At 42.6% G+C, this 20,304-nt stretch carries 16 protein-coding genes; 12 read left to right on the top strand and 4 right to left on the bottom strand.

Translation table 11 applies throughout. From position 1 onward, the window contains the following. Positions 1 to 129 precede the first annotated feature (129 nt). The 3 genes from A587_RS0118520 (at position 130) to A587_RS0118530 (ending at position 3,586) form a co-directional block, all read left to right on the top strand. Complete coding sequence (locus A587_RS0118520) at positions 130 to 1,929, top strand: 2OG-Fe(II) oxygenase family protein (protein ID WP_017218797.1); 1,800 nt, start codon at positions 130 to 132, stop codon at positions 1,927 to 1,929. Positions 1,930 to 1,946: 17 nt separating this feature from the next. Beyond that, a complete protein-coding gene (locus A587_RS0118525; RefSeq protein WP_017218798.1) occupies positions 1,947 to 3,107 on the top strand; it encodes an aspartyl/asparaginyl beta-hydroxylase domain-containing protein in 1,161 nt (386 codons plus the stop codon). 203 nt (positions 3,108 to 3,310) lie between these two features. Next, complete coding sequence (locus A587_RS0118530) at positions 3,311 to 3,586, top strand: SelT/SelW/SelH family protein (protein WP_017218799.1); 276 nt, start codon at positions 3,311 to 3,313, stop codon at positions 3,584 to 3,586. A gap of 58 nt (positions 3,587 to 3,644) precedes the next feature. On the opposite strand, the gene A587_RS0118535 is transcribed toward A587_RS0118530, so the two are convergent. Next, positions 3,645 to 4,121 carry a GNAT family N-acetyltransferase gene (locus A587_RS0118535; RefSeq protein ID WP_017218800.1) on the bottom strand — a complete coding sequence of 159 codons (477 nt, stop codon included), beginning with the start codon at positions 4,119 to 4,121 and terminating at the stop codon, positions 3,645 to 3,647. Between the two features lie 142 nt (positions 4,122 to 4,263). Here A587_RS0118535 and A587_RS0118540 point away from each other — a divergent pair, with 142 nt between their 5' ends. From A587_RS0118540 to A587_RS0118555, 4 genes are all read left to right on the top strand, one after another. Beyond that, on the top strand, positions 4,264 to 4,791 hold the full coding sequence (locus tag A587_RS0118540) for a chalcone isomerase family protein (protein ID WP_017218801.1): 528 nt from the start codon (positions 4,264 to 4,266) through the stop codon (positions 4,789 to 4,791). 97 nt (positions 4,792 to 4,888) lie between these two features. After that, positions 4,889 to 5,419 (top strand): DUF3833 domain-containing protein, encoded by a 531-nt coding sequence (locus A587_RS0118545; protein WP_017218802.1) that lies wholly within the window; start codon positions 4,889 to 4,891, stop codon positions 5,417 to 5,419. 231 nt (positions 5,420 to 5,650) lie between these two features. Beyond that, on the top strand, positions 5,651 to 7,792 hold the full coding sequence (locus A587_RS0118550; RefSeq protein ID WP_017218803.1) for a prolyl oligopeptidase family serine peptidase: 2,142 nt from the start codon (positions 5,651 to 5,653) through the stop codon (positions 7,790 to 7,792). A gap of 227 nt (positions 7,793 to 8,019) precedes the next feature. Further along, the gene (locus tag A587_RS0118555; protein WP_017218804.1) at positions 8,020 to 8,262 is read left to right on the top strand and encodes a Rho-binding antiterminator; all 243 of its coding nucleotides are present in this window, start codon (positions 8,020 to 8,022) and stop codon (positions 8,260 to 8,262) included. Here A587_RS0118555 and A587_RS0118560 read toward each other — a convergent pair. Continuing rightward, on the bottom strand, positions 8,248 to 8,709 hold the full coding sequence (locus tag A587_RS0118560; RefSeq protein ID WP_010603965.1) for a GNAT family N-acetyltransferase: 462 nt from the start codon (positions 8,707 to 8,709) through the stop codon (positions 8,248 to 8,250). The genes A587_RS0118555 and A587_RS0118560 overlap by 15 nt on opposite strands. A gap of 998 nt (positions 8,710 to 9,707) precedes the next feature. Next, positions 9,708 to 11,438: an ABC transporter ATP-binding protein gene (locus A587_RS0118570; RefSeq protein ID WP_026001054.1), complete on the bottom strand. Its 1,731-nt coding sequence runs from the start codon at positions 11,436 to 11,438 to the stop codon at positions 9,708 to 9,710. Between the two features lie 125 nt (positions 11,439 to 11,563). On the opposite strand from A587_RS0118570, the gene A587_RS0118575 reads away from it, so the two are divergent. The 3 genes from A587_RS0118575 to A587_RS0118585 all read left to right on the top strand — a co-directional run bounded on the left by A587_RS0118575 (position 11,564) and on the right by A587_RS0118585 (position 15,797). Further along, positions 11,564 to 12,454 (top strand): TetR/AcrR family transcriptional regulator, encoded by an 891-nt coding sequence (locus tag A587_RS0118575; RefSeq protein WP_017218807.1) that lies wholly within the window; start codon positions 11,564 to 11,566, stop codon positions 12,452 to 12,454. Between the two features lie 245 nt (positions 12,455 to 12,699). Next, positions 12,700 to 15,444, top strand: coding sequence for an ATP-binding protein (locus tag A587_RS0118580; protein ID WP_017218808.1), 2,745 nt, complete (start codon positions 12,700 to 12,702; stop codon positions 15,442 to 15,444). After that, a complete protein-coding gene (locus tag A587_RS0118585; RefSeq protein WP_010603970.1) occupies positions 15,441 to 15,797 on the top strand; it encodes an Hpt domain-containing protein in 357 nt (118 codons plus the stop codon). The genes A587_RS0118580 and A587_RS0118585 overlap by 4 nt, the downstream gene beginning before the upstream one ends. On the opposite strand, the gene A587_RS0118590 is transcribed toward A587_RS0118585, so the two are convergent. Further along, positions 15,794 to 16,576, bottom strand: coding sequence for an MBL fold metallo-hydrolase (locus A587_RS0118590; protein ID WP_017218809.1), 783 nt, complete (start codon positions 16,574 to 16,576; stop codon positions 15,794 to 15,796). The two genes, A587_RS0118585 and A587_RS0118590, sit on opposite strands and share 4 nt — an antisense overlap. Positions 16,577 to 16,808: 232 nt before the next feature. On the opposite strand from A587_RS0118590, the gene A587_RS0118595 reads away from it, so the two are divergent. Both A587_RS0118595 and A587_RS24825 read left to right on the top strand, forming a co-directional pair. After that, on the top strand, positions 16,809 to 17,777 hold the full coding sequence (locus A587_RS0118595; protein WP_010375587.1) for a hypothetical protein: 969 nt from the start codon (positions 16,809 to 16,811) through the stop codon (positions 17,775 to 17,777). Positions 17,778 to 18,913: 1,136 nt separating this feature from the next. Then, a partial coding sequence (locus tag A587_RS24825) for a contractile injection system protein, VgrG/Pvc8 family (protein ID WP_017218810.1) occupies positions 18,914 to 20,304 on the top strand: 1,391 nt, incomplete at its 3' end.

A 20,304-nucleotide genomic window follows, 5' to 3' on the forward strand; every position in this document is an offset into this window, starting at 1 on the left:
CGTTTACTAAAAAATTGATCAAAACCAACAAAACTTAAAAATAACAACACCCTACTCGCAACTAAGTCGAGTTTGGCTAAAATAAAAAGTATGCAGCTCAGTCAAATTGTCCGTTTAAGAAAAAATAATATGAAGCAAGCGCCCGAAATTACTATTGCAGTTCAAGATGCTTTTAAATTGATCCAACAAAAACAATATCAACAAGCGTTAACTAAGCTACAGCCTTTTATTGACTCGCCTCACCCCGATCTGCATTACCTTTTGGGAATTTGCTATAAATCACTAGCCGAGTGGCAAAGCGCAATAACTTCATTAAGTGATGCCGCGAAACTCGCCCCACTTAAAACTGAAATCTTAACTCATCTAGCCAAATGTTACTGGCTATCGGGTGATTTACACCAAGCAGAAGCCCATTACCTTGCGCTGTATGAAGCTGAGCCCAAAAATCTAGATTTACTTAAAAACTTGTCGCTGCTGTATCTTGAACAAAACCGGCTCGACATGGCAAGTCAATGGGCACTCAAAGGACAATCTCTAGATGATTCTGGACAACTCACCAAAATACTCGGGGACGTTGAAAAAACAAGAGGAAACCTTAGTGAGGCGATCAGTTACTATCAACAAGTTCCCCAACACTCTCCGGTTGTCTTTCGGGCAATACACAATTTAGGCCTTTGCTATAAGTTACAGGCTAAATTTGACCAAGCAATTCAATGCTTTAAATTTGTACATCAAAAAGCACCTGAGCACTATGAACCGCTTTACAACCTCGGTGACTGCTTTTTTGCTAATGGTCAATTTGAACAAGCACAACAAGCCTACAATCTGGCATTGAAGCAAGCCCCATACAATCCAATCATACATAAAGCAATTAACGAGCTTTATTGGCAAAGTGGGCAGCATCAGCTTTTTGCTACCAGTTTACTAACCGTGATGGAGTCAGCAAATAACCGCCTAGAACTCATAGAGTGCCTAGCTGAACTGTACTGGAATACCAATCAGTACAGGTTATGTGAGGAATGTATACAGGCGTCGGGTTACGCAGATACTTCAGCAACATTACTCGCGTTAAGAGGACGTCTAGCGGCCACAAACAATGAGCTAAATGCAGCCTTTGAGCATTTCGATAATGCCAATAAGATAGTCGTTAATTACGACAGGATATGTGAGCAAGCAAAATTTGCAATCCAGCTTGGAAAGTTCAGTACCGCACAATCCCTGCTCGAAAAAGTGTTGCAAGCACAGCCCAACTCACAACTTGCTTTAGCTTGGCTAAGCGCAGTATATCAAGCTACCGATAAAAAAAAGCACCACGCTCTATGCAACCCTGATTTTATTCTGACCACAACCTTAGGTGCTCCGAGCGGCTATCAAGACACTGAAGACTTTCTTAAAGCGTTGGAGTCATGCTTACTAACACTTCATCAAGGCAAACAAGCTCCAAGTGAACAGACCTTAGTTAATGGCTCACAAATTTCAGGAGGCTTGCTTAATAGAGATATCGAAATCATCTCCAAAGCTCGAGTTCAACTGCTGCGAGATATAGATAAATGCCTTAATAAGTTAGATTTAGATCCAGAACATCCCTTTTTAGCTCATTTACGCAAAGAGAAATGTATTACAGGCTCATGGTCTGTCAAACTGACGGAGCAAGGTTTCCACGTAAGCCATATTCACCCCGCAGGTTGGATTAGTGTAGTTCTATATATCAACACGCCAAATGACGATAGCAACAATGGTGTCATTGAGTTTGGGCGGCCACCACTGGCACCACCCTACGATTTTCCACCATTCAAAACCGTAAAACCTCAACGAGGGCAAATCGTGATCTTCCCCTCTTATTTTTGGCATGGAACACAGCCATTTAACCCTACCGGTAATAGCTATCGAATGACTTTGCCACTCGATATTGGCGTTCTAAATAAATAGAAAGAGAAACCACTTTAATGACAAACGAAGAGACACAACCACTAAATATAGACTCACTTTTACAGCCAATTCTCGAATGCGAGCCACAAAATAGTTGGCCATTACTATTATCGAAGCTAATCGATAGTTATCCTCAAAGTGCTGAACTAAGCTATCGGGTTGCTGTAATTTTAGAGCAAATTGGCGCGTTACCTGAAAGTGAAAAGGCCTACTTTCACTGCCTTACTCTGGCACCTAAAAACTACTTAGTGTATCTCTACCTTGGACATTTATTAGAGAAGAAGGGAGAAGACAGTACAGCACTCGTATGTTACACCCTATGTGAAGCACTCACAGGTAGCTTTAAGCGCCTTCAACTCGCCAATAGCACCGCCCCTCAAACACTTGAGCGATTCCAAAAAGCTTGGCAGTGTATGGAAAAGAACCTTGGTACAGCACCAAGCATTGAGTCCGGTCGCTGGGTGCAATATAGTAGTAAACCCTTCGAAACAACCCAAGCACCACACCTTTTTTACGTTGCGAATCTAAGTGCTCACCCTATCTGGCCTGCGGAACAATTTGCATGGTATGAAAGCTTTAACGCTACGATCCCCGACATCATCAAAGAATTTCACACTACGTTTAATACCGCATCTTCACACCTTACGCCTTATTTGTCGGGTAAAGAGTATGAAAGCGCATTTCCAATGCTCGCAAACAGTAACAACTGGCAAGCGTTGTCCCTTTTTAAAGAGGGAGTGGAAAACGTTTCAGTGTCAAAGCACTTTCCTATACTTAAAAAAGCCTTAGAGAAAGTACCTTGTTATGGCTTAACAGCATCTCCATACGAAGTGTTTTACTCTAAATTAGCCAAAGGCCAAACCATCACTCCACATTACGGCCTTTCGAACCACAGCTTAACAGTGCATTTAGCCATAGATATTCCCCATGACTGTTACCTAGACGTCAATGGCGAGCGTGTTTCATGGCAACAGCATCAACTCACCATCTTCGATGACTCCTATTTGCATATGGCACATAATGGCAGCGACCGTGACCGAATTGTACTTATATTCTCAATTTGGCATCCTGATCTAACATCGACTCAACGCCAAGCAATCCAATCAGAATTTAAAAATAGACAACACTGGATTGATAATTTGAACGCAGCTTTGGATCAATATAGAAACGATCACTAGAATCCTAATTTTCGTCACGCCTCCCCCCCAACTTACCACAAAAGGGGTTGTTACTATGTGAATAACCCGTAACTTAAAGTTTGACCTTATGATTGAGGTCTCCCTGGATAATTTCGGGGGGTAACCCCCGTTTTTTTCATACTAGCCACATCATAAATCACAGTGCTAAAATTCAATCACAATCTTCAAGTTAATGTAAATTCATGCAAAAACCGATCATTACAATTCATTATTGCGTGCTTTGCCAATGGATGCTGCGAGCTTCTTGGCTTGCACAAGAATTGCTTTCAACTTTCTCTGACGATTTAAAACAAGTTGCACTTGCACCAGCAAGTAAAGGCATATTCGAAATCTACTACAACGATACGTTAATTTGGTGCCGAAAAGCCGATGGTGGCTTTCCTGAAGCCAAGGTGCTCAAAAGAAGAGTGAGAGATTTATTAGACCCTGAACGTGATTTAGGCCATGTAGATAAGTAACCATAACTTGAAAAACATGAGATTGAGCGGGCTAAATAGCCCTCTCAATCCACTATACTTACTCAGCAAAATCGATGAGCTCTTGTCCTGTTAGGCGATAAATAATCCACTCGTTTTGTGCTTTAGCACCGATACTTTCATAAAAATCGATTGATGGCTTGTTCCAGTCCAGTACCACCCACTCAAAACGACCGCAGTCCTTTTGTAGTGCTAGCCTTGCGAGGTATTTCATGATCCCTTTACCTGCACCAACACCGCGTTTGTCTTGTGACACATATAAGTCTTCAAGATACAGCCCGTACTTGCCAAGCCAAGTAGAATAATTAAAGAAATATACTGCGAACCCAATTGCTTCACCATCTAATTCACAAATAACGCTGTGCGCTCTGGCTTCTTTACCGAACAACTTCTGTTCTATTTCTTCCACGGTATTTAGCACGGCATCTGGCTCTTTCTCATAAATTGCAAGTTCGTTGATAAAATGCAGTATTGTCGCGGCATCAGCTACTTCTGCTGGGCGAATTGAAAGGCTCATAATGGCTCCTGTATGTAGGTTTTAGTCAGCTTAACAAATTGTAAAGGGGGATGACAGCACCTTTCCGGCAGCAGTAAAGTGAACAAACTCTCCAGCTCGTTCGTATAAAGGACTAACCGTTTTTATATAGGTAGAGGTTAGTATGCAAAGGGCCATCTTTGCCTTTTTGATTTTGCTTTTCAGCACTCAGGGTTTCGCAAGCACCAGTGATCTTGTAAATCAATTTATCGAAAACCCGAAGCAGGTCGGCAAAACAAGTCGAATGACCTATTTGTTTTGGGATGTTTATGATGCCAGCCTTTATGCCCCCCAAGGAGCGTACTCTCAAGACCAGCCTTTTGTACTGGCACTACATTATTTACGCGCGCTTGACGGCAAAGAGATAGCAAAACGCTCACTAAAAGAGATGGAAAAGCAAGGGTTTAATAATTCGAGTCAAGGTGAGCGATGGCTGGCAGAAATGAAAAAAATCTTCCCCAATGTCTCTAAAGGGACCGTGCTTTTTGGCGTGAGGACCCCCGAAGGAACTACACAGTTTTACCAAGATAAAAACCTTATTGGCGAAGTGAAAGATTCGGAATTTACGACCCGTTTTTTCAATATTTGGCTCGGTGAAAAAACATCCGAACCAACCATGCGAGCCGAGCTTCTAGGTCTAAAGCGGAAATAGCATATGGTTTTTTCCCCAATTAATTTCATCTTCGCTATTTAGCTCACATATCAAAAGCAATAGCACTCAAAGTGGCCTCAAGCCTAAGGAGAAAACAATGCGCATCACTCTTGCAGTACTCACCTTATTTTTATTGTCGGCATGCAGTTCGGGCATTGACGGTAATAAATACTCGACACTTAAACCGCAATTTGACCCCTATGAGTTTTTTGTTGGTGATGTAAAAGCATGGGGAATAGTCCAAGACAGAGATGGCAACTTAGTGCAGCAGTTTACTGTTGATATCAAAGGCTCGATTAATAACAAGTCAGAGCTTGTTTTAGATGAGTCCTTCAACTATCTGCTCGGTGATGGCGTGAAAACGCGAGTTTGGACTATTACAAAAGCATCTAGGAACCAGTATTCAGGCCGCGCCAACGATCTCCTCAACTCAGCATCAGGCAAAACCTACGGCAATGCGATGAATTGGCAGTATAGAATGGACTTACCCGTTGACGACACCAGCTACGAAGTACACTTTGATGATTGGATGTGGTCGTTTGACCAAACCACTCTCATGAACCGCTCCTATATTGAAAAGTTCGGTATTGTAATGGCTGAAGTCACAATATTTATGCAAAGGCAATAATAATTACGCCAAATCAACTTCAATTTAACCTTCTTACTCGTGTATTTGTCTACAATTTGTAGACAAATACACGAGCTTCACTACAATCCACTGCAATTCTAGTAGCGTAATCATGTCCCACACTGATAAATGCTTAACGAAAAATGCCGTATCGAAAAGTCTTATTGCTGAGTAAGGCGCAAGAAACTGCGGCGAGATAGTAGCTAATAAGAACCAATAGGAATCCCCACAATGATAAAGAAGATACTAGCTGGAGCCATTGCTCTTGCGCTTGTCGGATGTGTTAATACCGAAAATGAACAATCTAATAATGCGGCATTGACGCAATCTGTGAAATATCCAATGACTAAAACAGGCACCGTGGTAGACAACTACTTTGGTACGCAAGTGGCGGATCCATATCGCTGGTTAGAAGACGATAAAAGCGCAGAAACCGCTGCGTGGGTAAAAGCACAAAACGAGACTACTCAAGCATATTTATCGCAGATTCCATATCGTAAAGACATCGAAAAACGCCTCACTGAACTACTTGATTACGAGCGTGTTTCTCAACCGTTTAAACACGGCAACTATACCTATTTCTACAAAAATGATGGATTGCAAAACCAAAGTGTTTTGTACCGTCAAAAAGAAGGTAGTGAAGCTGAGGTATTTTTAGATCCAAACACCATGAGTGACGATGGCACAACATCGCTTGCAGGATTAAGTTTTAGTAAAGACGCTTCATTAGTAGCGTATCAAATTTCCGAAGGTGGGAGTGACTGGCGTAAAGTGATTGTACTAAACGCCGAGACTAAAGAGCAGGTTGGTCAAACGCTGGTCGACGTGAAGTTTAGTGGTATCTCTTGGTTTGGTAATGAAGGCTTTTACTACTCAAGCTATGATAAACCTAAGGGCAGCGAACTTTCTGCAAAAACTGACCAACATAAAGTGTATTACCACAAGATTGGCACACCTCAAGATCAAGACAAAGTCATTTTTGGTGCCACTGATGCGCAAAAGCACCGTTATGTTTATGGTGGTGTAACAGACGATAAAAAATACTTGGTGATCTCTGCTGCGGTATCAACATCAGGTAACAAGCTATTTATTCGTGACTTAAGCAAGCCAAATAGTGACTGGGTAACGATTTTAGATCATACCAACTCTGATACCAGCGTGATCCACAGTGAAGGCGACACATTGTTCTTAAGCACTAACTTAGATGCGCCAAATCGCCGTATCGTTAAAGTCAATGCGAAGCAGCCACAACCAGAAAACTGGCAAGATGTGATCCCAGAAACCGACAATGTACTATCGGTTTCAACAGGGTCAGGTTACCTATTTGCGACTTACATCAAAGATGCAATTTCATTGGTAAAACAGTATGACTTCACAGGTAAACTGATCCGTGACATTACGCTTCCAGGTGTAGGCACTGTAAGTGGCTTTAGCGGTGAGGAGGAAGACAAGGTACTTTATTACTCATTCACTAACTACAACACCCCGAGATCTATATTTGCTTTCGATGCAGAATCAGGCCGTAGCGAGTTATATAGTTCAGATAAAGTAGATTTTGATTCAGATGCTTACGTGTCTAAGCAAGTTTTTTACACGTCAAAAGATGGTACCCGTGTACCGATGATCATCACCCATAAAAAAGGACTGAAATTGGATGGTAACAATCCAACGCTGTTGTACGGTTATGGTGGATTTAATGTCAGTCTTAAGCCTTACTTTAGCCCGACACGTGCAGCTTGGTTAGAGCTGGGTGGAGTTTATGCGGTAGCAAACTTACGTGGCGGCGGTGAGTATGGTAAAAAATGGCACAAAGCAGGTACTCAAATGCAGAAGCAAAACGTCTTTGATGACTTTATTGCTGCAGGCGAATATTTAGTATCTGAAAATTATACTTCAAGTGAAAAGCTTGCAATTAACGGTGGTTCGAACGGTGGTTTGTTAGTAGGTGCAACAATGTTGCAACGTCCAGACCTATTCAAAGTGGCTATACCTGCGGTAGGTGTACTTGATATGCTGCGTTACCACACGTTTACTGCTGGTGCCGGCTGGGCTTACGATTACGGTACGGCGGAAGACAACAAAGAGATGTTTGAATACCTGAAAGGTTATTCACCTGTGCATAACGTAAAGGCTGGTGTAAATTATCCAGCAACGATGATCACAACAGGTGACCACGATGACCGCGTAGTACCAGCACACTCTTATAAGTTTGCAGCTGAGCTACAAAGCAAACACACAGGTGCTAATCCGACGCTTATTCGTATCGAAACCAATGCTGGACACGGCGCAGGCACACCGATAAGCAAAACGATTGAACAGTATGCCGATATTTATGGCTTTACGCTTTACAATATGGGGATTAAGTCTCTTTAGACATAAGCCAAGCTTCAAAAGCCATCTGCACAAGCAGGTGGCTTTATACCAATTAGTCTTAATACTTGCTCAATTTGAAGGAACAAATCTGACGCTAACTGCGTTAAAAATTTCTCATTTAGAACAACTAAATAGCAAAATTTTCGCCTAGTTATCGACAAGATTTTCTCGCCTCAAAATAGATCACTTAATTAAGCTAATTGGCTTTACTCAATAAGGACGTATCTATGCTCAGTTGCCAACAGTATGATTATATCGAACTGGCGTGCCTAAAGCGCCTAGCAGTTACTATTGAGATGAAAGGTGGTGAAGTTGTGCGTGGCAGCTGCGAAAACACGGCTATAGTCGGCAAACAGGAGTGTTTAGTTTTAGAGCGAGAAAATCAAACGGTCACTGTGGTACTTGCAGAGATTGCCAGTATCTCTGCCGATACGAACAATCCCTATTTTGCTAGGTTAAGATTTCAGTGATAACGCCATAAAGACACTTAACGGGTTGTCACGGTACATACCAAAGCGTTCACATCGCTCAAATCCCAAGCTCTCATAAAGACTTATCGCACTGGCTTGCTTAGAGCCGGTTTCAAGCCGAATAAGTGGGATCTGCGCTTCACCCGCGTAGTGAAGCAAAATTTGCATAATACGTTTAGAAAGCCCTTTACCTCGATAGCTAGGTTTTACGTACAAGCGTTTAATTTCACCGTATAAGGTTTTATCAAACTGCTTTACAATCGCACCGCACGCTACAATGCCCTCTTCATTTTGTAAGCCAACGGCATACACGTTAGGTTGGTTAATTTCTTCTATTGATAAAGACTGTGCACTTGCGATTGGATATAAGCTATTCATAAGCTTATCGATTTCAGAAAACACCGCGACTACTTGTGGGTCATCTGACTTTAACTGAATTAATTGCATACCTGCCTCTGAGAAGTAAGGCCAATTTGTCCTGCGCCCATAAACTGAGCAATATTATTACTATTCTGGCCGACGTCAAACTATACCGAGTTAGAAATAATAAGCAAATTATCGAGGTGAGATGATAGGCTGAATGCCGACGGAAACTTTATGGTGGTGTTAGTTAAATAAAATAACTATATGTTTTACATAAATAAAAATTAGTAAAGCAGAACTGTTACAAAGTGTAAGGTGATGGTGTGAATTAGATACTTTTAGGTAAATACGAATTTTTCATTCTAATTCTGTCTGGCGGACTTCATGCTTTATCGCGCTGCTCTTATGTATTGCGACTTTGGTTGCTACAGGCTGTTTGCTCTTGCTCGGAAAGCTCAGTAAAGTCAGTAATAACAACACGCTTGTTAGCGCTACAATCAGCGGGATAGAGGTATGCGAACTTGTGTGTGATGCTCTATGGGGCATAAACAAACCTACGAAAATTAATTTGTCTTCCCTAAAAACTAATCCTTTTTAACCAATAACTAAATAGCACTTAGTTAAATATGGTTACTTTTTATCACATCTAAACTTTTAGTGCTATATCATTTTAAAAAAACATCAAAAAGCATTAGGGCCTGTTTATCTTTCAAGTTTTTTTGCAGCAGTTTGATTGGTATTTATACAAGGCAGAGCCTGCGTAGCATAGTTGTTCTATGTGAGTCAGGCGATAAAGACTTTGTGCTCCTGCAGAGTCACCTTACCCCACATCCTTGTGGGGCAACACAGAAGAAATGCCAATCAAGCGCTGCCCTTTGGGTTCACCTGAGTGCGCTTTGCTCATTGTTGCTCAACTTTTGCCTAGATCACTAGGCGGCAAGTCGAGCGTCGCGACTAAAACACACTCAGGAGAACAAAAATTAAACAGCAAAGGTCAACAGGCCCTAATTTAATCTTTTACCAATGACATTACTGTTCATTCTCTTTCCACCTACCCAACTGACAGACCTCAATCAAAGTTATTAGCTTGCAGTTTGAAGGCTGAACTGTTTGTTCACTAGGCTTTGGTAAAGCGAAGAGTGTTGCATCAAATACTGATGATCTCCCTGTGATTCAATCTCACCTTTGTTTATGACGATAATCTTATCAGCATCCATAACCGTACTGAGTCGATGCGCAGCGATTATAGTAGTACGACCTTTTTTTGCATTTCTCAGGGCAATTTGAATAGCGGCTTCACTTTGTGAATCAAGGCTTGCCGTTGCTTCATCCAACAGCAGCAATGCTGGGTCTTTTAATAGTGCTCGCGCCAATGCAACTCGTTGCCTTTGTCCGCCAGACAGAGTAACGCCACGCTCACCAATTTGAGTACTCAACCCATCAGGTAGTGTCGCTATAAACTCTGCTAAATCGGCCGTGGCAATGGCATGCTGTAATTGTTCATCATCTATTGTCTCATAAGCACCGTAGACCAAGTTTTCATATAAGGTGCCGCACAACAGCGGGCTCTCTTGCGCGACGTAGCCTATTTGCGCTCTTAAATTGGCTCGATCTAGCTCTTCAACATTAAGCCCAGCAATTTCAATGTAACCACGCCTCGCCTGATAAAAGCCCTGCAACAAAGCGAAGAGTGTAGACTTACCAACCCCTGATGGCCCAACAATAGCGGTCGTTTTTCCACTTAAGAATTCACAGCTTAAGCTTTTAAATACCGGTTTGTCATCAGCATAACTAAAAGATAAGTTGCGAACATAAATTGACTTATCAGTCAGGTTAATCGTATGACCAGCTTCATTTGGTGGTGTCGTTGCTAAGATCTCATTAATACGAACGGCCGCTCCTTTTGCTTTATTAAACGCGGCTACCACCATGCTTAACTGCCCCATCGGCAACACGATGTTCAGTAAAAACATAATAAACGCAACAAAAGCACCTAGCGTCATCGCACCGTTGGCAACCCTTGATGCGCCAAATCCTAGTACTAACACTATCGAAGCCATGATCACTAAATTCACCAATGCGCCCATGGTCGCTAAAAGCGTATGTTCTGACATTGCGGTTTTATAGAGTGACTTCAATTCATTATTATTCTTTTTAGCTTCTATTTTCTCTGCACCTTGCGCTCTTAGTAAGCGGATATTGGCAAACAGTTCGGTTAACCTTCCAAGCATAGAGGCTTCAGTATCTTGTAATGACTTAGACAGATCCGTTAGCCTCACGGAAAACGGTAAGATAATCAGAAAACTAGCCGTAACTGCACCAAGCATTACAAGTGTCATTTGCCAGTCTAAAAACCATAGAATAATAAAAGAGCCAAATAATGAAACCACACCAGATATAAAAGACACAGACTGTTCGCTCACGAGGTTTTCAATAATTTCAGTGTCTTTTACGATACGATTCGCGGGCTCCCCAGCTCTAGTATTATCAAAGAAGGAAACAGGCAAACGAATAAGGTGCTGAAAAAGGTCTCCGCGTAATTTAAGCTTTTGCTCATTGCCAATTTTACCCATGATGTAAGTCATCAACCCTGTTAGCACAGCGGAAAACACTAATACCATAATTAATATGACTACCCGTTCATTTGAAAAATGACCATTTTCTCCGAGTTCTTCCAGCAATTTTTTTGTTTGCAAAGGCACCAACAAACCTAAAACACTAGAGATAAGCGTAAATAAAACCAGAGTTGATAGTAATAGGCAACTTGGCCGCGTGCGCCTGACTAGTTGTATTAAAGATGATGTATTGCTCATAATTATTATGTTCCCGTTGAATAGACAACATAATAATTGACCAAATTTTGAATTTAGTCAATTTAAAAATGACCTATTGGTCATTTTTAAATTGACTGTATACTGCAATGTGAACAGGAGGAGCTATGTCTGATAAGCGAAAATTAATACTGGCGTGCGCGGAGCAGTTACTTTTAGCTGAAGGTGATAGTGCCTTTAGCATGCAAACCATCGCCAATAAAGTGGGCATTTCGAAAGGTGCTATCTACCTACACTTTAAGTCAAAAGACGAACTACTATTAGCCGTTTTTGAGCGTCAAACAGCGGATCTGCTGGATAAAATAAGAGCGATATTAGAAAGTGATAAATTGACTCCAATTGCCAAGCTAAAACAACAAATCCGCTTCCAGCACGAAGATTTACAGCAGTACCAAGCGATGTTTCAGCTCTTATTGCAGGAAGAGTCACTGAGTTTTTCAAATAATTTGATCATGTTCTATCAAGAGTTTCGCTTGACGTGGCTTACGCTACAGGAAGGTTTTTTACTTGAAAACTATGGCGAGCAAGTCCGGCCATGGAAAACCGATCTCGCGATGACGCTTGATGGCATTATAGCTAACTACCTTTCGCTTCCCGTGATCGAAGGTATTGATTTCGACACTGAAAAGCTGGTTAATTGGGTGGTGTCATGCATGGACTCAATTTGTACAGCGCTACCAAATCAAGCACTGTTGCCAGTGTTAACCGAGCAGGATTTTCCGTCCCAAAAAGAGATCGAAGCCAAAAAACGACAACTCCACGAACAAAAAGTCCAACAAGCTTTTTTACAGCTCCAAGAAAAATCTCAAAAGCTCAAGCTTGCACCACAAAAGCGTGAGATCGTAGACCATACAATCGCTCTGTTGGAAGCTCAACTACAATGTGAAAACCCTGATACAGTATTAATCAGGGCGCTTCTCGCAGGACTTCGAGACTATAGAGGGTTAAATACTGAGCGCCAGCTACTCGCAGAAAGGCTCAATGTAGAGGCGGTGTAAACCACCGAGTAATGTGGTACTCGTACGGTTAGAGGAAAGCAAAATATTGCTTTACACTGCTGACTATTTTTCTTTTAAGAATAAGAGTCTTTTCATCAATCCATCGACGACTTCATAGGTCGCGATGGCTTTCTACAATTTACAACCTTTACCCTTCCACCTAAACATCAATAGATCGACCATAAATCCAGCAAGTTAATCATGAACTGCTATATTGTTTTATGAGGATATTATGGGGGGATACGATGCTAACAGCGCTTAAAGACAGTATGCCAATTTTGATTGTTACATCTGAATGGTATGTCAGTCATACAACCGCCGTTGCGGAAAAACTGTTCGCTCCTGTCGATAACGTCATTAATAAGCACCTTGAAGACTTATTTATCTTTCCTTTATGCGTAGAAGAGCAGCAAAAAACAATTGCTGACGGCTCTTTGGTACAAGTGTCGTTGCGCACGTCGCCAAATGTACAATTTTTACTGTCATTTTATGATGTTCGCAGCAACGAAATATTCGTACATATTGCCGAGCTCTCTACGTATTATTGTCAAAATCCTTTGGAAGACGAACAAACTCGAATTTTGCGCCACGCCGTCAACAGCGCAAACCTAGGAGTTTGGTGCTACGATCTCCTTAATAAGACAGCGTATTTTTCTCCTAAATTTAAATCACTGATAGGCCTCCCAGCGTCAGCAGAACTTGACTGGGACACCTTAAAAAGCATGATTTACCACGAAGATCAGCCGCTATTTGCCGAGCTACTCGCTCACCATATTGAACAAGGGCTTATGCTGCATTTTGAGTTCAGGCTTGAGGTAAGGGGAACAATTCATTGGTTTGAGTTCAAGGGAGAGCAAGTTAAGTATTGTATTCGCACACACAGTGTTTATGGGATTTTAGCTGACTGTACTCACGAAAAAGACATGCTGGTCGCATTACATGATGCAGAAGAAAGCAAAGAACTTGCCATGCAAGCGGGGAAAATAGGCACTTGGCGAGCAATACGAGTGGCGAATCAATGGATCTGGAATTGGGATCATCAAGCGAATGAAATCTTCAAGCTTTCGGAAGACGATATCGGCAATTTGCATCTTTGGGAAGCTAGCCTTCACCCCGACGATAAAGCACGTGTTACTCAAGCGCTAGAAGCGTCGCTAAACTCAGGTGAAACCTTTGAGCAGCGTTATCGCGGCCTGCTCAACGATAAAGACATTGTTGTAGTGTATGCCAAAGGTGTTGTGGGGCTTGATGAACAGGGTCGGCCAGCACGTATTGACGGCGTTGTTATCGATCAAACCGATGTATATATTGCCCAGAAAAAACTCCAGCACATTAATCAAGAATTAGAGCAGCGCGTCGCAGAACGCACCGCAGATCTTGAAGCTGCGATAATTAAAGCTGAGCAGGCCAATCGTACTAAATCAGATTTTTTGTCCATGATGAGCCATGAACTCAGAACTCCCATGAATGGCATTATCGGCTCCTTAGATCTCATGGCACTATCAGAGCTTGATGAAGACAACCAAGAACTCTTAGAAACTGCGTCTATTTCAGCCAATAATTTAGTCTCAATATTGAATGACATTTTAGACCTAGCCAAAGTTGAACAAGGAAAAATGGAGCTTGAGAGCTACCCGTTTTCCCCTTCTAAAATGCTCAATAACATCATCAAAACCTTTGAAGCCCACGCGCGAGACAAATCAGTAAAATTAACGGTGCATGAGGACATAAAACTACCGCTAGAAGTGATTGGCGATGAAAATAGAGTACGGCAAATTATCTTTAACGTTGTCAGCAATGCCATCAAATTTAGCGTTGCAGATAGAGAAGGCGGTGCAAAAGTCACCATCAATGTGCACTGGGCATGTGAAGGCGTGGCCTTATCTCACTTGATATTTAAGATAGAAGACAATGGCATTGGCATTGCACCAGAAGTACAAAAGAAACTGTTTACCCCCTTTACACAAGCCGAACGCTCTATCACGAGAAAATACGGTGGTACGGGGTTAGGGCTTGCAATATGTGGCAAGCTTATTGACTTAATGGGCGGCAAGGTCGTCTTAAAAAGTAAATCCGGTGAAGGCTCAACTTTTACCATTACCATTCCTATTTGGCGCCCAAGAACACAACAGCAGCCCAATATTCTATTTAATACGCTCTACTGGTTAAGTGATACGCCTTGGCAAAGTTCGTTGGCGCTGACTCAGTTGTACAATGCCTGCACGCATTTTTGCAATGAGCTCAAAGTCATCGAGTCACCCAATGAAATCAAAGAGACAGACGATACTGCACTTATTCGTGTTGTCACAACGCAAGCCGGAGTCTGTGCAGAGCAAATACTCTCACCTATTCCAGAGTTAGTATTTCTTGATGAAAAAGCGTTTGCTAACTTGAACAGTACAGCGTTAACCACACAAAAACCAAAACCAATTGCACCGCAGACTCAATACGCTATCGGTCAATTACTGAGTAAACTTAAAGTAAGTCAGCAAAATGACGAGGCTGATTTAGGTGAATTAAACGATCTCAGTGAACTAGATGCACTACTTTCACTAGACAATAAAGTATCTAGCCCCACCGATGATGAATCGGATACTAGTGGTAAGCAACATATACTCCTTGCAGAAGACAATCCCTTTAACCAAAAACTCATCGTCAAACAGCTTTCTAGACTTGGAGTTTCCTGTGATATTGCCAATAACGGCAAAGAAGCCTTGGCGATGTATAAAAGCCAGCAATATCAGCTTTTGTTGACGGATTGCCATATGCCAGAGATAGATGGCTATGAATTAACTAAGTTAATTCGCGCATTTGAGTCCACAGAAGAGCGCAGTGCCATTCCTATTGTTGCCGTCACAGGCGCCGCTATGAAAGGGGATAAAGAGCTTTGTTTAGATAGTGGCATGAATGACTATGTTAGCAAACCAGTGCGACTACAAGAGCTTAAAAACACCTTAGGTAAATGGTTAGATATGGACTTTACACAATGAGCAAAACTCTCAACCCTCAGGTGCTTATCGATTTAATCGGTGATGATTTTGCTACGGCGAAGAAGTTTTACACCGACTTTCTGGTGCAATCGAAATCTAGTTGTGCAAAAATTAAAACCGCATACCAAACTCGTGCTTTTCAAGCTTTAAAAGACGAAGCGCATTACCTCAAAACCTCCGCCAAAGCAGTGGGGGCAGAGGTACTAGCTGAACATCTGCAGGCGTTAGAATATTCAGCACTTGATAACAACACCACTGAGTGCGCCGAAAAAATAAAAGCGATACACCATGAGATCGGCAGCGAGTTTGTTCGAGAATTAAAAGCCTATTTAACCTCTCAGTCGCAAAATTAAAGCGCAATCGGCTGCTCAGCGATAGCCACTTTGAGTCCTGCGCGTTCAAACTTCACAACATCTTCTTGATGCTGGTAATGATAGACCCAAATATTTTTAATGATGTCTTCACGATAGCTCATCAACAACTCATTAAGGGAGCAGTGACTGGGATTATTTGCAAGACCGCAGTCATGAAAAATAACCTCGCCGTTACTGACGTGGTGATGGAGCAGCTCAGGAATCGCCTTTGTATCACCACTGTAAAACAGGTGACCTGGGAGATGTAACGAAAAAGCACTGTTGGGCTCATGATGACGAACGGCATAACTGTGTATACGCTGCCCACGATGAAGAAAGCTTTCAGAGATTGGAAATAAACGAAAAACCTGCCATACACCGCAACTCCCTTCGCTTAGCCCGGTGTACGCGAGCATATTACACAACCCAACAACTAGCTCTGCTGGGGCGTATAAAGTGACTTGGTGCTGACTCAATGCAGCCTGAAAGTAAAGCTGCTCCAATCCACCGATATGGTCATAATGAAGGTGGGTGATAAACACAGCATCGGGTAATGACGAAAAATGCTTTTTATAACGCGACACCGTATCAAAGCCACAATCTATCAATAACCAAGGTAGGCCTTTATGGGTCAATACACAGGCAGAACACCCTAGAGTTGCAGCGCTGGCGGCATTTCCTACTCCCAAAAAAACAGCAGCATCTGGTTTACAGTGACTGTCAACGAATGATTTCGGATTGACAGCGTGTAGCTCGGTTGTCTTCGTTATGTCTTTCATTGCACAGCCAAAGAAATCAACAAACAATAGCGCCAGACTATATTGTCGGATTTACAGCCATATGACAGTCACATCTGCAAACTTTTGGTTCAGCTCACTATTTGATTTCGCTATTTTGACCACCCTAAGGTTCGCTACCTGCTTAATCTATTGATTTTTTTATAACTTCATTCTGGTATAACTATTGCTGAATGGTAACCTTATGTCATCACCACTATGGAAAATAACAACAATGAAAAAGCTCTTCACCTGTTTAGCTGCACTTAGCCTTTTATCTGGCTGTGTCGTACATATCTCTCCAAGCGCAAGCGCAACCAAAACACTCCATAAATCTCTGCAACTCAACGCTGCAGACTTAAGCAAACTTGATGCAAATACCACCTCGGGTAATATCCAGATCATTGGATACGATAACCAACAAGAGATCCAAGTGGAAGCCTCCGTGTTAACCACAGAAGCAGAGAACTACCAACTTACACTAGAAAAATCCGGTGACACCGCCATGTTGGTGGCCGATTCAGATACAAGTTCTGGTGTACAATGGTATCGCAATAATAGCCCTAGAATTGACTTAACCATCACCATGCCAAGTCAACTTGCGCTAACGCTTGATGACAGCTCGGGCGATATAGCCATCAAAAATATCAAAGGTTTTATCAAACTAGATGATGGCTCTGGCAATATAACGTTGGAAGATATTCAAGGTGCTGAAATTGATGACGGCAGTGGCAATATCCATATCACTAACGTCCAGCAACTTGTTATCGACGATGGTTCTGGCGACATAACCATAAAGGGGTTGATCGATACACTCGAGTTGGAGGATGGCTCGGGTAATATTGATGTGACTGGCGGCACGGATATCAAAATAGAAGATGAGTCTGGCGATCTAACCCTTCGCGGTTTTAGCGGCAACGCTGATATCATCGATGGCTCTGGCTCGCTGATTGTTGAAGGTGGACGCAATATTAAAATCGATGATGAGTCTGGTAATATTCAAGTTCGTCACGCCCAAGGCGATGTCACTATCGTTGATGGTTCGGGCAATACGGATATCGAAGCAGTTAAGGGCCATGTTCAAATAGAAGACGGTGCTGGAAATATTCGTGTGGTAAATGCTGGCTCCTTGACCATTACCGAATCAGGTTCAGGCTCAGTGAAAATAGATAAGATAGCTGGAGCCGTAAAACTAGATGACTAGCTGAATAACTTTGGTGTGGAGCAATATAATATACGATTGCTCCACAGTCAGAAAAGTTCAACATTAACTCGACACTATGAGTAAAGTCAGCCCATCCTCCTGAAAGGTTTCTACCCCATCCATGGGCTACGACAACCTTTCTTTGATACCGAAAGAAAGGGCACTCCCAACATCACACTGACTCCTCAAGTAAACTGCCAATATGAACGTCACCGCGGTGTAAGGGCCATCCTTGACCCTGTCACCGTTTTTCACGCATCCATGCGTTGAAATGACTCATTGGCAATTTACTTTCGGGTGTGATGAGGGAGACACAAGGCGCTGATAAATTCTTGTGGTGCTTGCAAGCAACTATGTTTCTGATGGCTTTGTGGACAGCTAACAGACAACTTATTTCCCCCTCCATCACACCCGAAAAGCATAAGTCGATATGCAATGTGCCGACAGAATGTCGGCCAAGTCTTGTCTGGCATCATGGACGAGCCTTACAAGACGGTTGCACTATGTCGGCTTAGGATTTGAGGATTAAGTGTGATGCTGGGGCGACGTTTTCTTGGTTCGTTCTTTTTCGTCGTTTAAAAAGAATGAACGAGGAGCGCATGGAGCGCTTTGATACGAGCCATGGAGGGTAAGGCTAATATGTCCTCCTGACAGGTTTCGACGCCCATCCATGGGCTACGACTTACTTTTCTTTGATGCCCAAAGAACAAGTAAGCAAAAGAAAAGGCACTCCCAACATCACACTGACTCCTCAAGTAAATTGCCAATATGAACGTCACCACGGTGTAAGGGCCATCCTTGGCCCTGTCACCGCTTTTCACGCATCCATGCGTTGAAATGACTCATTGGCAATTTACTTTCGGGTGTGATGAGGGAGACACAAGGCGCTGATAAATTCTTGTGGTGCTTGTAAGCGACTTAGCTGCTTCAGGAGATAAAATCAGAATTAACAATCAGCGCTACTTTCCTCTCTCCAGCACACTCAATAAGCATTCGAATGCTAAATAAAAAAATGAGTTAAAAATGCTTGTCTTTTATGTAACAATAGCGCGCAAATAAAAACCAATCGCAGCACACTAGGAAGTAGTACCGCGTATTGGTGGAACAGCTTTAACCAACAACAGTGGACATAAAAAATGCAAACAAGGATTGTGGTGTATGGTACTAACCATCCTGTACATGTCGTCGATTTTGAACTCACGACCTGTATCAATAGCGGCTTTTTACTCAAAGCGAACCTAGAATCCCAATTTGACCTTGCTGATGAATTACTTGTTGGCAATATGCTCACGTTTGAAATTGAGTCACCAGATGCAATATCAACGTATTTCACTGGGACTTTGTTTGATATCCAATCTGGTTTTGTGTCTGAGCACACCTGTGGTGCAGAGGTGATTTTAAAGCCTCGCCTTGAGTTACTTAAGCAAACAGAAAAAAGCCAAATCTTTGTACAAGCCAATGTTCAGACTGTCCTCAATAAGTTGATACAAAAAGCCGGCTATTCACAAGACCGGATAAAATGGCGAGTCACTAAAGACTTACCCACGCTACCGCAGTGCGTACAAGCGCTAGAAAACGACTACACCTTTTTCACGCGACTCTTAGCAAAATACGGCTTAATTTATTGGTTTGAATGCCATGATTTTATTGAGTCGATAGTGATTGCCGAGGGGAATCTTGCAAGCCCCTATATTGAGCGAGGCTTGCTGTCGGTAACGGATAAAGATGGCCTGGTGCACGAACATGAAACCGGCTTTGTTGGGTTTACGCAGTGCCAAAGCCGCCATCGTTTTAAAATGGGTGGCTCACAAGTGCATATGAATGCCCATCCACCAACCTCAGTCAGCTCGGCGCAGCGCAGCTATTTTGAGCCTGCTGCACAAAATCCCGCTGAGCAATTTGAGCGCACTGGCAATCTCGAGCTTGCCTATCAACAAGGTAAAAATGAAGTCACGCTGGTAGGAAACGTAGCCGAAGCCAATGCCGGTTATTCGTTTTCGTTAAATGGTAAATTGGGTACAGCGAAAGGTGGCGATTATACCTGTATTCGCAGTAAACAGGTGTATAAGCAAGGCAGTGCCAATGACCCTAAGCAAGTTGCGTATCATAGCGAGTCGGTGTGTGTACCACGGGGTGAGCCAATACGTATCGCGCCCCCAGAGCATAGCCCAAAACCGATGGTGTTTACCGCCACAGTGCGCTCGCTGTCGGGGTCAAAGGCCAATCCTCACTTAGATACCCAAGGGCAATATGCCACGCAAGTACATTTTGATAGTCAGGTGACTGAATCAGTAAAGCGCCTCACACAATATGCCTGTCGTGGTCAAAAGCAACCGACAGGGTTACACTTTCCACTGCTGCCAGACAGTAATGTGCTCATCGGTTGTATGAACAACGACCCTGACCAAAGTTACTTGTTAGGGTTTGCCCTTAATGACACCCAACCATCCGTTGTTACTAGCGCCAATAACACCCAAAACGTGCTCTGCTCTCGCGGCCAAAACCTATTGATGTTTGATGACACCCC

The organism is Pseudoalteromonas sp. NJ631 (assembly GCF_000276645.1).
GTDB classification, from domain to species: Bacteria; Pseudomonadota; Gammaproteobacteria; order Enterobacterales; family Alteromonadaceae; genus Pseudoalteromonas; species Pseudoalteromonas piscicida.

Excerpts from the sequence above, each read along its gene's own strand:
- A587_RS0118525 (WP_017218798.1), top strand. The coding sequence starts at position 1,947 with ATGACAAACGAAGAGACACAACCACTAAATATAGACTCACTTTTACAG.
- A587_RS0118570 (WP_026001054.1), bottom strand. The coding sequence starts at position 11,438 with ATGAGCAATACATCATCTTTAATACAACTAGTCAGGCGCACGCGGCCA.
- A587_RS0118580 (WP_017218808.1), top strand. The coding sequence starts at position 12,700 with ATGCTAACAGCGCTTAAAGACAGTATGCCAATTTTGATTGTTACATCT.
- A587_RS0118550 (WP_017218803.1), top strand. The coding sequence starts at position 5,651 with ATGATAAAGAAGATACTAGCTGGAGCCATTGCTCTTGCGCTTGTCGGA.
- A587_RS0118595 (WP_010375587.1), top strand. The coding sequence starts at position 16,809 with ATGAAAAAGCTCTTCACCTGTTTAGCTGCACTTAGCCTTTTATCTGGC.
- A587_RS0118575 (WP_017218807.1), top strand. The coding sequence starts at position 11,564 with ATGTCTGATAAGCGAAAATTAATACTGGCGTGCGCGGAGCAGTTACTT.
- A587_RS0118520 (WP_017218797.1), top strand. The coding sequence starts at position 130 with ATGAAGCAAGCGCCCGAAATTACTATTGCAGTTCAAGATGCTTTTAAA.
- A587_RS0118530 (WP_017218799.1), top strand. The coding sequence starts at position 3,311 with ATGCAAAAACCGATCATTACAATTCATTATTGCGTGCTTTGCCAATGG.
- A587_RS0118560 (WP_010603965.1), bottom strand. The coding sequence starts at position 8,709 with ATGCAATTAATTCAGTTAAAGTCAGATGACCCACAAGTAGTCGCGGTG.
- A587_RS0118585 (WP_010603970.1), top strand. The coding sequence starts at position 15,441 with ATGAGCAAAACTCTCAACCCTCAGGTGCTTATCGATTTAATCGGTGAT.
- A587_RS0118535 (WP_017218800.1), bottom strand. The coding sequence starts at position 4,121 with ATGAGCCTTTCAATTCGCCCAGCAGAAGTAGCTGATGCCGCGACAATA.
- A587_RS0118590 (WP_017218809.1), bottom strand. The coding sequence starts at position 16,576 with ATGAAAGACATAACGAAGACAACCGAGCTACACGCTGTCAATCCGAAA.
- A587_RS0118555 (WP_017218804.1), top strand. The coding sequence starts at position 8,020 with ATGCTCAGTTGCCAACAGTATGATTATATCGAACTGGCGTGCCTAAAG.
- A587_RS0118545 (WP_017218802.1), top strand. The coding sequence starts at position 4,889 with ATGCGCATCACTCTTGCAGTACTCACCTTATTTTTATTGTCGGCATGC.
- A587_RS0118540 (WP_017218801.1), top strand. The coding sequence starts at position 4,264 with ATGCAAAGGGCCATCTTTGCCTTTTTGATTTTGCTTTTCAGCACTCAG.